Annotated in this window: 13 protein-coding genes and 1 pseudogene; 11 read left to right on the forward strand and 3 right to left on the reverse strand. The window is 72.7% G+C overall.

The features are described from left to right. Positions 1-78: 78 nt before the first annotated feature. From ACYVOM_RS18215 to ACYVOM_RS18245, 7 genes are all read left to right on the forward strand, one after another. Positions 79-1,659, forward strand: a complete 1,581-nt coding sequence (locus ACYVOM_RS18215) for an ABC transporter substrate-binding protein (protein ID WP_460304596.1) — start codon at positions 79-81, stop codon at positions 1,657-1,659. Further along, on the forward strand, positions 1,656-2,591 hold the full coding sequence (locus ACYVOM_RS18220; RefSeq protein WP_460304597.1) for an ABC transporter permease: 936 nt from the start codon (positions 1,656-1,658) through the stop codon (positions 2,589-2,591). Before ACYVOM_RS18215 ends, ACYVOM_RS18220 begins: the two co-directional genes overlap by 4 nt. After that, on the forward strand, positions 2,588-4,816 hold the full coding sequence (locus ACYVOM_RS18225; RefSeq protein ID WP_460304598.1) for an oligopeptide/dipeptide ABC transporter ATP-binding protein: 2,229 nt from the start codon (positions 2,588-2,590) through the stop codon (positions 4,814-4,816). Before ACYVOM_RS18220 ends, ACYVOM_RS18225 begins: the two co-directional genes overlap by 4 nt. Then, the gene (locus tag ACYVOM_RS18230; protein WP_460304599.1) at positions 4,813-5,550 is read left to right on the forward strand and encodes an ABC transporter ATP-binding protein; all 738 of its coding nucleotides are present in this window, start codon (positions 4,813-4,815) and stop codon (positions 5,548-5,550) included. The genes ACYVOM_RS18225 and ACYVOM_RS18230 overlap by 4 nt, the downstream gene beginning before the upstream one ends. A gap of 37 nt (positions 5,551-5,587) precedes the next feature. Then, complete coding sequence (locus ACYVOM_RS18235; RefSeq protein ID WP_460304600.1) at positions 5,588-6,094, forward strand: helix-turn-helix transcriptional regulator; 507 nt, start codon at positions 5,588-5,590, stop codon at positions 6,092-6,094. A gap of 263 nt (positions 6,095-6,357) precedes the next feature. Beyond that, positions 6,358-7,038, forward strand: a complete 681-nt coding sequence (pgeF, locus tag ACYVOM_RS18240) for a peptidoglycan editing factor PgeF (RefSeq protein ID WP_460304601.1) — start codon at positions 6,358-6,360, stop codon at positions 7,036-7,038. A 33-nt stretch (positions 7,039-7,071) separates the two neighbouring features. Then, positions 7,072-7,920, forward strand: a complete 849-nt coding sequence (locus tag ACYVOM_RS18245) for a spermidine synthase (protein WP_460304602.1) — start codon at positions 7,072-7,074, stop codon at positions 7,918-7,920. Between the two features lie 132 nt (positions 7,921-8,052). Here the strand turns inward: ACYVOM_RS18245 and ACYVOM_RS18250 are convergent, their stop codons facing one another. Both ACYVOM_RS18250 and ACYVOM_RS18255 read right to left on the reverse strand, forming a co-directional pair. Then, positions 8,053-8,514, reverse strand: a complete 462-nt coding sequence (locus ACYVOM_RS18250; protein WP_460304603.1) for a hypothetical protein — start codon at positions 8,512-8,514, stop codon at positions 8,053-8,055. A 675-nt stretch (positions 8,515-9,189) separates the two neighbouring features. Then, on the reverse strand, positions 9,190-9,612 hold the full coding sequence (locus ACYVOM_RS18255; RefSeq protein ID WP_460304604.1) for an ATP-binding protein: 423 nt from the start codon (positions 9,610-9,612) through the stop codon (positions 9,190-9,192). Positions 9,613-9,772: 160 nt separating this feature from the next. Between ACYVOM_RS18255 and ACYVOM_RS18260 the strand changes: the two genes are divergently transcribed. From ACYVOM_RS18260 to ACYVOM_RS18275, 4 genes and pseudogenes are all read left to right on the forward strand, one after another. Continuing rightward, a complete protein-coding gene (locus tag ACYVOM_RS18260) occupies positions 9,773-10,633 on the forward strand; it encodes a helix-turn-helix domain-containing protein (RefSeq protein ID WP_460304605.1) in 861 nt (286 codons plus the stop codon). Then, entirely contained in the window at positions 10,630-10,845 is a 216-nt protein-coding gene (locus ACYVOM_RS18265; RefSeq protein ID WP_460304606.1) for a DUF397 domain-containing protein, read from the forward strand. Before ACYVOM_RS18260 ends, ACYVOM_RS18265 begins: the two co-directional genes overlap by 4 nt. Positions 10,846-10,872: 27 nt before the next feature. Further along, positions 10,873-11,007 (forward strand): annotated as a pseudogene (locus ACYVOM_RS18270) (helix-turn-helix domain-containing protein); the annotation flags it as partial. A 28-nt stretch (positions 11,008-11,035) separates the two neighbouring features. Next, the gene (locus tag ACYVOM_RS18275) at positions 11,036-11,230 is read left to right on the forward strand and encodes a DUF397 domain-containing protein (protein ID WP_460304607.1); all 195 of its coding nucleotides are present in this window, start codon (positions 11,036-11,038) and stop codon (positions 11,228-11,230) included. A gap of 125 nt (positions 11,231-11,355) precedes the next feature. Here the strand turns inward: ACYVOM_RS18275 and ACYVOM_RS18280 are convergent, their stop codons facing one another. Beyond that, positions 11,356-13,257, reverse strand: a complete 1,902-nt coding sequence (locus tag ACYVOM_RS18280) for a PhoX family protein (RefSeq protein WP_460304608.1) — start codon at positions 13,255-13,257, stop codon at positions 11,356-11,358. Positions 13,258-13,472: the final 215 nt, after the last annotated feature.

Consider the following 13,472-nt stretch of genomic DNA (forward strand, 5'->3'; position numbering starts at 1 on the left):
TCGTGGGATTCGACGATGACGGGGGGCCGGGGTGTTCGGGAAGGTTGTGGATCTCCTCTTACCCCCCAGGGAGGATCCATGAAGAAGGCTTTGGGCGTCGCGGTGGCGCTGGCGCTGACGGCCGCCGGGTGCGGCTCCGGCGGCTCCGACGACGCGCCGGAGGTGGTCGGCGGAGGGACGTTCACGTTCGCGCTGTCGGCCGATCCCGGCGCGTTGGAGCCGGCGGGCGCGGCGCTGGGCGTCACCAACACGACGCTCGGGTTCGCCTACGACCCGCTCGTGCACTCCGACGCGGAAGGGCGGATCGTGTCGGGCATCGCCGAGAAGTGGGACGCGTCGGCGAACCAGGTGGTGTTCACCCTGCGCAAGGGCGTGACCTGCGCGGACGGCTCCGCGGTGACGGCGAAGACCGTCGCCGACTCGATGACCTATCTGTCCGACCCGGCCAACAAGGCGGTGCTGCTCGGGGTGCTGATCCCCGCGGGCATGACGGCCACCGCGGACGAGGCGGCCGGAACCGTCACCCTCGCGACGAAGGAGCCGAATCCCTTCCTGCTGGAGTCGATGACCGCCGTGTCCGTCGTGTGCGGGAAGGGGCTCGCGGACCGGAGCCTGCTGCAGGCCGGCACGTCAGGGTCTGGCCCGTACACGCTCGCCGAGGCGGTCTCGGGCGACCACTACACGTTCAAGGTGCGCAAGGACTACGCGTGGGGGCCGGCCGGCGCGGGGGTGGTGAAGGGCATGCCGGACACGGTCGTGCTGAAGGTCGTCAAGGACGAGTCGACCGCCGCGAACCTCCTCACCTCCGGCGGGCTCACCGCGGGCCAGTTCACCGGCGCCGACCGCGCGCGGGTCGCGGCGCTGCCCGGGATCCGGACGGGAAGCGCGCCCGACGGGATCGGCGAGTTCTTCTTCCACCAGGGGGACGACCGGCCCGGCGCGTCGTCCGAGGTGCGCAAGGCCCTCGTGCAGGCGCTGAACCTCGACGAGCTGCGCACGATCGCGTCCGGCGGCAACGGCGACCCGGCCACCCACCTGACGTCGCTCGCGCCCGACCCCTGCCGGGGCGACGCCGTCACCGGGAACCTCCCCTCGTTCGACGCCTCGGCGGCCGCAAGCGCGCTTGACGCCGCCGGGTGGAAGGCGGGATCCGACGGCATCCGCGCCAAGGACGGCAAGAGGCTCACCCTGCGGATCGCCTACCAGACCTCGGCAGGGCCCTCGGTCCAGGCGGGCATGGAGTTCGTCGCGCAGAAGTGGAAGGACCTCGGCGTCGAGACGAAGCTCGTCGGGAGCGCCGACGCCGCCTACTCCGACTCGCTGTTCAAGAACGGCGACTGGGACATGGCGTGGGTGCCGCTCGGCCTCAGCCTGCCGACCCAGCTCACCGGCTACCTGTCCGGCGCGTCACCCGACGACGGCGGAGCGAACTTCGCGCACCTGGACAACGCGGACTACATCAAGCTGTCCGGCGAGGCCGCCGCGACCGTCGGCGTCGCGGGCTGTGAAGGCTGGACCGCCGCCCAGGCCGCGCTGGTGAAGAACGCCGACGTCGTCCCGGTCGTCCTGCCGACCCAGCTCGTCGCCGCCAAGAACGCCGAAGTACAGGTGATCGGCGGAATCGTGCGCCCGACCTCCATCAGGATGCTGGCGCCGTGAGATGGGGGCGGCGCGCACTCCGGTTCGCCTCCTCCCTGGGAGGGGTGGTCGTGGCGTCCTTCGCCATGCTCCACCTCATTCCCGGCGATCCGGTGCGCGCCGCCCTCGGCCCGACCGCACCCCCCGAGACGGTCGAGCGGCGCCGGACGGAACTGGGGCTCGACCGGCCGCTGCTCGACCAGTTCACCTCCTACGTCGGCGGGATCTTCCACGGCGACCTGGGCGAATCGTTCCTGTCCCGGAGGCCGGCCGCCGAGGTGATCGCCGACCGGCTGCCCGCCACCGTCCAGCTCGTCGCGCTGACGATGCTGCTGGCCCTCGCCGTCGCCGTGCCGCTCGGCATGTGGGCGGCGGCCCGCACCGAGAACGGGCGGGGGCGCGGGACGGAACTCGCCTTCACCGCCGCGACGGGCGCGCTGTCGGTCGTGCCGGAGTTCCTGCTCGCCGTCGGCATGGTCGCGGTCTTCGGGGTGGCGCTCGGCTGGCTGCCCGTCGCGGGCAAGGACGGGCCCGCCTCGTTCGTGATGCCCGTCCTCGCGCTCGCCGCCGGGCCCACCGCGCTGCTCGCCCGGCTGGTCCGCGCCGAGACGCTGCGCGAACTCGGCGCCGACTACGTGCGGCTCGCCCGAGCGAAGCGGCTCCCGGCCCTTCGGATCCACCTGCGGCACCTGCTGCCGAACACGCTCACCGCCACGCTGACGACCGGGGGCCTGCTGCTCGCGTCGCTGCTCGGCGGATCCGTCGTCATCGAGTACGTCTTCCAGTGGCCCGGCCTCGGCGGGGCGGCCGTCGAGGCGATCGCGGGCAAGGACTACGCGCTCGCACAGGCTGCCGTACTCGTCTACGGAGCCATCTCGCTCACTGTGCTGCTCGCCGTCGACGTCGCCCTCGGGCTGCTCGACCGGCGCTCCGTCCTGGGGAGCAGAGGGTGACACGCCGGCCCGCCGCGCTCGCCGGAGCCGTCCTCGTCGCCGTCACCCTTGTCTTCGCGGTGCTCGGGCCGTGGGTGTGGGGCGCGGAGGCCGTCCGCTTCGACCCGCTGCACACCCTTGAGGGGCATGGCTCCGCGCACTGGCTCGGCACCGACGACGGCGGCCGCGACATGCTCGCCCGCACCCTCGCCGCCACCCGGCTCAGCGTTGTGCTCGCCGCCTTGGCGACCGTCATCGGGGCGGTCCTCGGCATCGCCCTGGGCGCGCTGCCCTCGATGCTCGGCCCTCGCGCCGCCCGGCTGATCACGGCGCTGGTGAACGGGCTCACCGCGATCCCCGTCCTGCTGCTGGCGATGTTCGCGGCGCTCGTCGCGGGGACGGGAACGACCGGGGCCGTCGTAGGCATCGGGGTGGCTTCCGCGCCCGGCCTTGCGCGGCTCACGCGGACCCTCGCGGCGGGCGTGGAGTCCGCCGACTACGTGGCCGCGGCCCGGATGCTGGGGACGGGACGGGTCAGGGTGCTCACCCGGCACGTGCTGCCGAACATCGCGGAACCGCTGATCCTGTCCGTCACCGCCGCGCTCGGGTACGCGCTGCTGGGAATGGCGACGCTTTCGCTGCTCGGCCTCGGCGTTCAGCCTCCCGACTACGACTGGGGACGTCTTCTGCACGACGCCCTACCGCGCGTGTACGTCGACCCGGAGGTGATCGCCGGGCCTGCGCTCGCCGTCGCCGTCGCGGGTATCGGGTTCACCCTTGTCGGGGAATCCTTGGCCCGTGCCGCGGCGCGGGCCCCTGAGCCGCCCGGAGCCGGGGAGGAGGCCGAACTCCCCTTTGAGCAGCCTTCCCGGCCTGGGCCCTCGAACGCCGTCCTTGAAGTGCGCGATCTGACCGTCTCCTTCGGCGGCGTCACACCCGTGCGCGGAGTGTCGTTCTGCGTGGGGGCGGGCGAGGTCGTCGGGATCGTCGGGGAATCGGGCAGCGGGAAGAGCCTGACGGCGCTGGCGGTGGGCGGGCTGGTGCCTTACCCCGGACGGGTGCGCGGGCAAGTGCTGCTCGAAGGCAGGCCGCTGGGGGAGCTCTCCCGCAAGGAACTGGGGACGAGGCTCGCCATGGTGTTCCAGGACCCGCTGTCGGCCCTGAACCCCGCCCTGCGCGTCGGCACGCAGCTCGCGGAGACCGCGACCGTCCACCTGGGCATGACGCGCCGGGAAGCCCGCGCGCGGGCCGCGGAGCGGCTGGAGCGGACCGGGGTGCCGGCCGCGCGGGCCGCGTCGTTCCCGCACGAGCTGAGCGGCGGGATGCGGCAGCGCGCCGTCATCGCGATGGGCCTGATGGGCGATCCGCGGCTGGTCATCGCCGACGAACCGACGACGGCGCTCGACACGACCGTGCAGCGCAAGGTCCTCGACCTCCTCGCGGAGGTCACCTCGGGAGCGGGCACCGCGGCGCTGCTCATCTCCCACGACATCGCCGTCGTCTCCAGCCGCTGCTCCCGCGTCCTCGTCATGTACGCGGGCCGCGTCGTCGAGGACCTGCCGGCAGACGACCTGCGCAAAGCACGCCACCCGTACACGCGCGCGCTCGTCGCCTCGATCCCCGACCTCACCACCGACCGCGCCCTCCCCCTCGCGACCATCCCGGGAGCGCAACCCGCCCCCTCAGACCTCCCGCTCTCCGGCTGCGCCTTCGCCCCCCGCTGCCCCTTCGCCGACGAAACCTGCCAGCAAACCACACCCCCACTGACCACCGGCGTGGCCTGCCACCACCCCCAAAGCGACCCCCCCGAACCCCCCGCCCCACGAACCTCGAACCCCGCCCCCACCCAACCCACAGACGAACCCCCACACGTCGACGCTTCGTGCGCCGACGATCAGCGCGGTGACGCTTCGGGCGGTGAAGATCCGGGCGGTGAGGCTTCGGCCAGCGACGCTTCGGGTGGCGACGATCGGCGCGGCGACGCTTGGGGCGGCGACGCTTCGGGCGGTGAAGATCCGGGCGGTGAGGCTTCGGCCAGCGACGCTTCGTGCGGTGAGGCTTCGGGCAGTGACGATCAGCGCGCTGACGATTCGGGCGGTGGCGATCCGGGCAGCCACGATCCGGGCAGCCACGATCCGGGCGGCGATGATTCGGGCGGCGACCAGCCCGGCGGCGGGGTTTCGGGCGATGCGGGTCGTGGGGTGCGGGGCGGGGTGGACGGTGTCGGGGAGGGGAGCGCCGGATGAGTGCGTGGGTGGGGCGGAGAGCGGCCCGGGGGGAGGCGGCGGGCGGGGTGCGGGTTTCGGGGCTGCGGGTCCGCTATGGGGGTTTCACGGCCGTGGACGGGGTGTCGTTCGAGATCGGGGAGGGGGAGGTGCTCGGGCTCGTCGGGGAGTCGGGGTCGGGGAAGTCGAGCGTTGCTCGCGCGCTGGCGGGGCTTGTGCCTTACGAGGGGGAGGTGCGTGGGGGAGGGGGCGTCCAGATGGTGTTCCAGGATCCGTACGGGTCGCTGAACCCGCGGCTGCGGATCGGGGCCGCGGTGGCCGAGGGGCTGGGCCGGGGCGTCGGACGGGCCGAGCGGGCCGCCGAGGCGCGGCGGCTCCTGGAGATGGTCGGGCTGCCGGGGGACCTCGCCGCGCGCTATCCGCGTGAACTCTCCGGCGGGCAGCGGCAAAGGGTCGCGCTCGCCCGCGCGCTGGGCGCCCGTCCCGGGCTGCTCATCGCCGACGAGATCACTTCCGCCCTCGACGCGTCGGTCCAGGGCGCGGTGCTCAACCTCGTCCGCGACCTGCGTGACGCGCTGGGCCTCGCGGTGCTGTTCGTCTCCCACGATCTGGCGGTCGTGAGGTACGTGTGCGACCGGGTGGCGGTGCTGCGCGAGGGACGGATCGTGGAGTGCGGGACCGTCGAACAGGTGACGGGATCACCGGGGCACGAGTACACGAAAGCCCTGATAGAGGCGGTTCCACGGTTGAGTTAATCGAACATGCGATCGAATGATGTGTTATACTGAGCGCATGGACGTGATGACGCTTCCCTCGAACGCACGCAGCCTCGAAGAGATGGATCGCCTCACCCTGTCCGCCGATGAGATCTCCGCACTCGCGCTCTCCCTCGCGCACCTCGGCGCGGGTCCACAGGCCGCCACCGCGCGGCGCGCGCTCGCCCATCTGGCCGAGCGCGGCGGGCCCGATCTCGCCGCCCTCCTCACCCCGCTCGACCCCGACACCGCACGCCGCGCCCGGGTCCTCGCCCAGGCGATCACCGAGCGCCGCGTCGTGCGCGTCCACTACGCCGACGAGAAGCGCCGCGTCTCGCACCGCGAGGTCGAGCCCGTCACCACCCTCGTGCACGGCGACCACTGGTACCTCGTCGGCTGGTGCCGCCTGCGCCACGGCGTCCGCGCCTTCCGCATGGAGCGCATCCTCGCCGTGGAGCAGACCGAACTCCCCGCCTCCCCCCACCGCCCAGACCGCTTCCTCCCCTTCCAGGGCAAGCGCTCCCAGTCCACCCGGGCCGCCTGACCAGCCGCCGGGGCCGCGCCGCACTCCCCCGGCGGCCGGCCCCGGCGGCCTCCCCGGCCCGCACGGCGCGACGGCCGTGCGGGTGCGCGGGCGGTGCGGTGCCGTCTGCGCAGGTGTGGGGGCCTTCCGTCTCGACGCGGTGAGCGCCTTCGGCCGTGCGCATGCCGCCCGGCCGGGAGGAGCGGCCCCGCGCGGGGCCGGATGGGGGGTTTCGGGTGCGGGGCGGGTAGGGTCGGCCGGCGCGAATGCGGCAGGATTGCCCCATGCAGCTCGCGGACGGCGTGCGGACGGTCGTCACCGACCGCACCGGCGGATTCAGCACCGGCCCCTACGACAGCCGCAACCTCGGGCCGAACGTGGGCGACGCGCCCCGCGCGGTCGCCCGCAACCGGGCCCGGACGGTCGCCGAACTCGGCGCTGAGGGCGCGGTGTTCATGCGGCAGGTCCACGGGACCCGGGTCGAACGGGTGTCCGCGGCGCACGAGGGAGTGCCGGACACCGACGCGGTCTTCACCGATGTCCCCGGCCTGGCCCTGGCCGCGCTCGGCGCCGACTGCCCCGGGGTCGTCGTCGCCGGGGACGGGTTCGTCGGCGCCGCCCACGCGGGCCGGAGGGGCACCCTCGACGGCGTCGTCCCGGCCCTCGTCGAGGCCATGCGCAAGGCCGGGGCCGAAGACCTCACCGCCTTCATCGGGCCCGGCGCGTGCAGCCGCTGCTACGAGGTGCCCGAGGAGATGCGCGCCGCCTCCCCCCTCGTCATGCGCGCCACCACGAGCTGGGGCACCCCCGCGCTGGACCTGCGCGCCGCCCTCGCCGCCCAGCTCGCCGACCTGGGCGTCCCGGCGTCCCACGACCCGCGCTGCACCATCGAGACCCCCGAGCTCTACTCCTACCGCCGCGACCAGAACACCGGCCGCTTCGCCGCCTTCGTCTGGCTGACCTGACAGGCGGGTGCGGGGGGCGCTTAGGCTGGCGGGATGAGACGTGGGGACAGGCCGCTGGCGGGGGTGCATCCGATCGGGCAGGGGGAGGCCGAGCTGCTGCGCGACGGGGACCGCGACGGCGGCTGGGTGATCCGCATCGACGGCGTGCCGCAGTCGTACGTCGACCTCGACGATCCGTCCCATCTGGAGTTCGAGTACATGCGGCTGCTCGGCGACGTCGTCGATCATCTGGGCGTGGGCGACGAGCCCCTGGACGCCGTCCACGTCGGCGGGGCGGGCTGCACCCTCGCCCGGTACATCGCGGCCACCCGCCCCGGCTCCCGGCAGGTCGTCTTCGAGCTCGACGGCCTGCTGGTGCAGCTCGTCCGCGAGAACCTGCCCCTGAGGAACGTCCGCGGCCTCAAGATCAGGATCGGGGACGGCCGCGCGGGCGTGGCGTCCCTGCCGGACGCCTCCGACGACCTCGTCGTCCTGGACGCCTTCTCCGGTGCCGAGATGCCCCTCCCGCTGGCGACCGCCGAGTTCACGGGGGAGGTCGCGAGGGTCCTGCGGGACGACGGCGTCTACCTGATCAACGTCGCCGACGGGGGCCGCCTGCCGTTCGCCCGCCGCCTCGCCGCGACCGTCCAGAAGGTCTTCCCCCACACCCTCCTCATGGGCGAGCCCGGCGTCCTGCGCGGCCGCCGCTACGGCAACCTCATCATCGGCGCCTCCCGCGAGCCCCTGCCGATCCCGGCGCTGACCCGCATCAGCGCCGGCAAGCCCATCCCTGCCCGCTGCCTCGACACCGCCGAGGTGACCCGCTTCGCCTCCGGCCACCCCCCGATCCACGACGGCGACAAGGTCACCCCGCCCGTCCCCCCGAAGTCCGTCTTCACCTGACGGCCCGGCTCGGCAGAGGAGCGGTAACGGACGTGGGGCGGGTGCCCGGTCGACGGGCACTCAGGCCCTCGCGGCTCGGGCCCGCCCTCGATCCTCCACCCGTTCCCCCTGCCCGGACCGGCCGGGGACGGCTCAGGCGGCCGTTCTGCGGGTGCGGCCGGTGAGCCGGGCCAGCAGGCCGGGACGCCGCGGGGCGCGGTCCGGGTCGCGGCCGGATCCGGGTGGGGAGCAGGCGGGGGCCGGGACCGGTCGGAGCGGGGGCCTGCGGTGAAGGGGGGCGGGCGACGCGTACGCGCCGGTGCCCGCGCCGGACGGACGGGCCGGGGCCGCGCCCTGGGCGCGGCGCAGGCGCCACAGGGCATGGCCCAGGTGTTCGAGGGTGTCGGCGGTGAGCCACGCGTCCCGCCCGTCGACCCGCACGAGCGCCCGCCACACGCCGGTGGCCTGCCCGAACCAGAGGGTGGCGGCCTCGGGGAACGCGCGGAGCAGCGCCCCGGCGGTGAGTTCCGCGCCGCGCGCTCCGGACCGCGCCGGGTCGGCCCCCGCGACCCGGTGCGGCGCCGGCCGCGAGCGCCCGTCCGGCGCGGTGTGCACCGGGCGGCCTGTGCCGGGCCGCGCTGGACCGGATGCCGCGCCCCACGCTGGCGGCGCGTCGACGGGGTTCCGCCGCTCCTGGACCGGGTTCGGCCTGGAGGGCGCGGGCGGCGGAGCGGCGTGGGGTTCGTTGCGCGGAGTGCGTGCGGTGGTCCCCTGCCCCGGTAGGGAGTGCGCGTGGAGCGGAGCGGCGTGGGGCCGGGAGTGCACTGTGCGTGCGGCGGTCTGCGGGTCCGGGCGGACGGGAGCAGGGGGTGATGCGGCGTGGGACGGGGTGTGCGCGGCGCCCTGCGGGTCCGGGCCGGGGTTCGGCCGCGAGGGGGCAGGGGGCGGGGCGGGGCGGGGTCGGGGTGGAGGTGCAGGGGGACTGCGGGGCTTCGGGCCGGTGGGCCGGGGTCGGCCGCCGGCGGACGGGTGATGGCGGGTCCGGGCCGCTGGGGTTCCGGTGCGCGGGGCGGAGGCGGGGCGGTGCGGATCGTGGGGGTGCGGATCGTGGGGGTGCGGAGGTGCCCGGTCCAGGTGCGGTGCGCTCCGGAAGGCGGGCGGTGACGGTCGTCCATGGGTCGTTTCCTCGGTTCTCTGTCGGGGCCTGTTGGCCGAGTGGAGGTGGGCCGGGACGGGGCGGCGGGCGGCTCGTCGCGTTTCGGGAAGGGGACTGCTCGGGCAGGGGCGGGCTCAGACGGCGGTCCCAGGGTCGACCTCGAACCAGACGACGGTGCCGGGGCCGTCGGGGGCGGGCGCGTGGCCCCAGGCGCGGGCGAGGGCGTCGAGGAGGAGGAGGCCGCGCCCGTCCTCGTCGTCCTCGGCGGCGGCCCGCCGCCGAGGAACACCCGCGCCCTCGTCACGCACCTCGACGCGCACGCCGCCCGCCTCGGTCAGCAGCAGCGCGACCTGGACGCCGCCCGCGGCGCACCCGTGCCGGAAGGCGTTCGTCGCGACCTCCGAGGCGAGGAGCCGGATCGTGTCGAGGACCTCCGGCGCGACGAACGGAGCCGCGAGCCCCGCGGCCCACTCCCGCGCGCAGGCCGGCATCCGCGCCTCGGCCCGGAACCGGGTGATACCGACGAGCCTGAACCCAGAAGGACCGACTTGTCCCACTTGCAAAAACTCATCCATCAATGCCCACCGATGCGTAGCTCGCTGTAGTCGAAGAGAACGTCAGCGTGCACGATGGGGTCTAGCAATGTCCAGTAGACCTCTACATTTGCTTCGGTGAATTTGTGCTCCAGACGGATGCGCGCCGCGAGAAACTGGGCCCATGTCGTCAGCCACGAGCTACATACCGAGCGTCCGGGCCCGGCAGCTCGCACGAACTCTCCGGGACCTGCGCACCTCGGCGAAGATGAGCCAGGCGATGGTGAGCGCGGCCGTCGGCTGGTCTCCGGCGAAGATCGGCCACGTGGAGAACTGCCGAAATCGGATAAATGCTCGCGATGTCCAGAAATTGCTCGACCTCTACGGGGCTCCCGGTGAGGTGCGGGACGCGATCGCACGGCTTTCGCGCGAAGTGGACAAACGCGACTGGTGGGCCGATTTCAGTGGCGTTTTCAACGGCCCGTACGTGGCGCTGGAGGACGCGGCGGTCGAGATCTCCGAGTGGGCGCCGCTGGTGATCCCGGGGTTGCTGCAGACGCCGGAGTACGCGCAGGCCGTCCGCCGGGAGGCGAACGAGGACAGCCCGCCGGACTCCTGGCTCCGCGCCCGCATGTCGCGACAGCTCGTGCTCACCCGACTGGAACCGCCTCCGGCCAGGCTCCACGCGGTCATCGGCGAGGAGGCGCTGCGGCTGAACGCCGGAGGCCCCGATGTCATGCAGGGGCAGTTGGAACGGCTTCTGTCCGACGCCAAACGTCCCCACGTGACAGTTCAGATCCTGCCGACGGGATCCGGCGGCCACCCCGGCCTCAGCGGCTCCTTTTCGGTGTTGGGGCTGGGGGACCTCGCGTCGGACGTCGTGTTCGTCGATAGCGCGGCTGGCGATATGTACGTGGAGAACCAGTTTCAGGTGGGTCTCAGTAGGCTGGCGTTCGACAGGATCGCCCGGTTGGCGTTGCCTTCGGAGGCGTCCGCCGATCTCATCGCGACGATCATCCGAAGCGACAAAAGGTCTAAGCCATGACCATTCAGTACGACCTGTCCGATGCCGCCTGGTTCAAGAGCAGCCGAAGCCTTCCCAACAGCGATGCCTGTGTTGAAGCGGCGCTGAATCTTCCCACCGTGGTGGCGGTGCGGGACAGCAAAGACGCCGGGGGGCCGGTGCTGGTGTTCCGGCGTGCGGCGTGGCGCGGGCTGGTCCGGGGGCTCGGGAGCCGAGAGCGCCCGCGCGAGTGAGCTGATCCCCTTCTCCCCGAGGCATCGGACGTCGTGTTCGTCGATAGCGCGGCTGGCGATATGTACGTGGAGAACCAGTTTCAGGTGGGTCTCAGTACGCTGGCGTTTGACAGGATCGCCCGGTTGGCGTTGCCTTCGGAGGCGTCCGCCGAACTCATCTAACGATCGCTCAAAACTAGGGGTTCAGGCCATGACCATGTCCGATCTGTCGCGTGCTGCCTGGTTCAAGAGCAGCCACAGCTCGCCCAATAGCGACAACTGTGTCGAGGTCGCCATGAATCTTTCCGCTGTCGTTGCGGTGCGGGACAGCAAGGACGTGGAAGGGCCGGTGCTCGTGTTCGGGCGGGCGGCCTGGCGGGGGCTGGTCGCCGGGGTCGGGGGCTGAGCGGCTGAAGAGACGGCCGGGATCCGCGTCGGCGAGCGGGGGAGTTGGCGGCGCCCCCTTCTCCCCTGAGGCCTCAGGTGGGGGGAAGGGGGCGCCTGTTATTCCTGGAACGAAGGAGGGGGCGGTCAGGTTCCGATCTTGCCGCCGTCGTTCTTGGTGATGACGACGGTGGCGGAGCGGGGACGGCCGGCCGGGTCGAAGTCGGGCCAGTTGGAGACCGCGCGGGGGTTCGCCGGGGTGGGCGCGCCCCACGCCGTCGAGGCCTCGCCGGGGTGCTGGACGTTGACGAACAGGGACCTGCCGTCGGCGGAGAAGGTGATGCCGGTGACCTCGGCGCCGCGCGGGACGGTGAGGAACCGCTTGATCTCCTTGGTCTCCGGGTCGGCGGCCAGCATCGCGCAGTTGCCGATGTTGTCGTAGCCCTTGGACGCGAGCGTCTGGGAGGTGTTGGAGATGTCGGTCTGGATCCACAGGCGGCCGTCGGTGTCGAAGCCGATGCCGTCGGGGGAGCCGAAGATGTTGTCGGGGCCGAGGGTCACCGCGGGGTCGTAGGCGGGGTCGCCCGCGAGCACGAAGACGTCCCAGGTGAAGGTCAGCGCGGTGTTGTCGCCGTTCTTCTCGTGCCAGCGCACGATGTGGCCGTACGGGTTGGGCTTGCGCGGGTTGGCCGCGCCGCCGTTGCCGACGCCGTTGGTCAGCGTCAGGTAGACGTCCTTGTTGTCCGGGTTGACGGCGACCCACTCGGGGCGGTCCAGCTTGGTCGCGCCGACGGCGTCGGCGGCCGAGCGGGTCCGGATGAGGACGTCGGCCTGGTCGGCCCAGCCGTTCGCCGCGGTGAGCGGGCCCTGGCCGAACTCCAGCGGCAGCCACACGCCCGAGCCGTCGTCGTTGAACTTGGCGACGTACAGGGTGCCGTGGTCGAGGGGGCTCTGGCCCTTGGCGCGGTGCTTGCGCCAGGTGCCCTCGCCGACGAACTTGTAGACGTACTCGCCGTCCTGGTCGTCACCGGTGTAGACGACGACGCGGCCCTTGGACTCGGTGACGGTCGCGCTCTCGTGCTTGACGCGGCCGAGGGCGGTGCGCTTCACCGGGGCGGCCTTGGGGTCGAACGGGTCGATCTCGACGACCCAGCCGAACCGGTTGGCCTCGTTCGGGTTGGCGGCGATGTCCCAGCGGGCGTCGGCCTTGTGCCAGTTGTAGCCGGAGGCGGCGGAGATGCCGTAGCGCTTCTGCTCGGTGCTCGCGGTGAACGCGGCGTCCGTGCCGAAGTACCCGTTGAAGTTCTCCTCGCAGGTCACGTACGTGCCCCACGGGGTGTAGCCGCTGGAGCAGTTGTTCAGCGTGCCCTTCGGCGCGTTGTTGCTGCGCAGGAGGGGGTGGGAGGCCTTGACGGGGCCGGAGAACTCCACCGGGGTGTCGGTGGTGACGCGGCGGTTGTACCGCGAGTCCTTCAGCTCCCACTTGCCGGACTTGCGGTCGCGCTCCAGCTTGACGACGGAGATGCCGTGCCCGGCGGTGGCCTTGTCGACCTTCTCCTGGGTGATCACCGCGCTGCCGTCGGCGTAGTGCAGGGTGGTGTCGATGTACTCGTGGTTGATCGCGAGCAGACCGGACGAGCCCGTCAGCGGGAACAGGTGCATGCCGTCGTGGTGGGCGCCGATCTGCCGGCGCTGCTCGGCGGCGGTGTTCGAGCCGTCCTTCTTGAAGGCGGGCCCGTTGCTGTGGATCGGGGTGCCCCAGGGGATGATCACCTGGGCGGAGTAGCCCTCCGGGACGCGCACGGCGTCGTCGGTGCTCGGCGCGATGGCCTTGAAGCCCAGCAGCTTCGGCTTGCCCGGCTTTCCGGGCCTGCCCTTGCCCTTGCCGTTCCCCTTGGCGAGGGCGGGCGTCGTCATGAAGCCCGCCGCGGCGACGACGCCGCCGCCGACGATGACGGCCCTGCGGGACATGACGTCGCGGATGTGGCGGTTGTCCGAGGTGTTGGACGGGACGTCGTCCGGGTCGACGTCGGCATTGACGCGGGTCATGCGGGACTTCCTTTTTGCCTCTGGTGCGCCGATGATTCCCTGCGCACGCTGGTGCGGGTGTTCGCTCAGCGAGCTTCGACGGCTGGGGCGGCCTTCCGGGAAATACCGGGTGAACGCCCGGCAAAGTACCGCGCAAACCATCAAGGCATTTTTTCCCGTATATCACTGCAACGTCCCGCGGCGTCGGCTCCGTCTATGGGACATGCGCAATATTC

Source organism: Actinocorallia aurea (genome assembly GCF_054783995.1).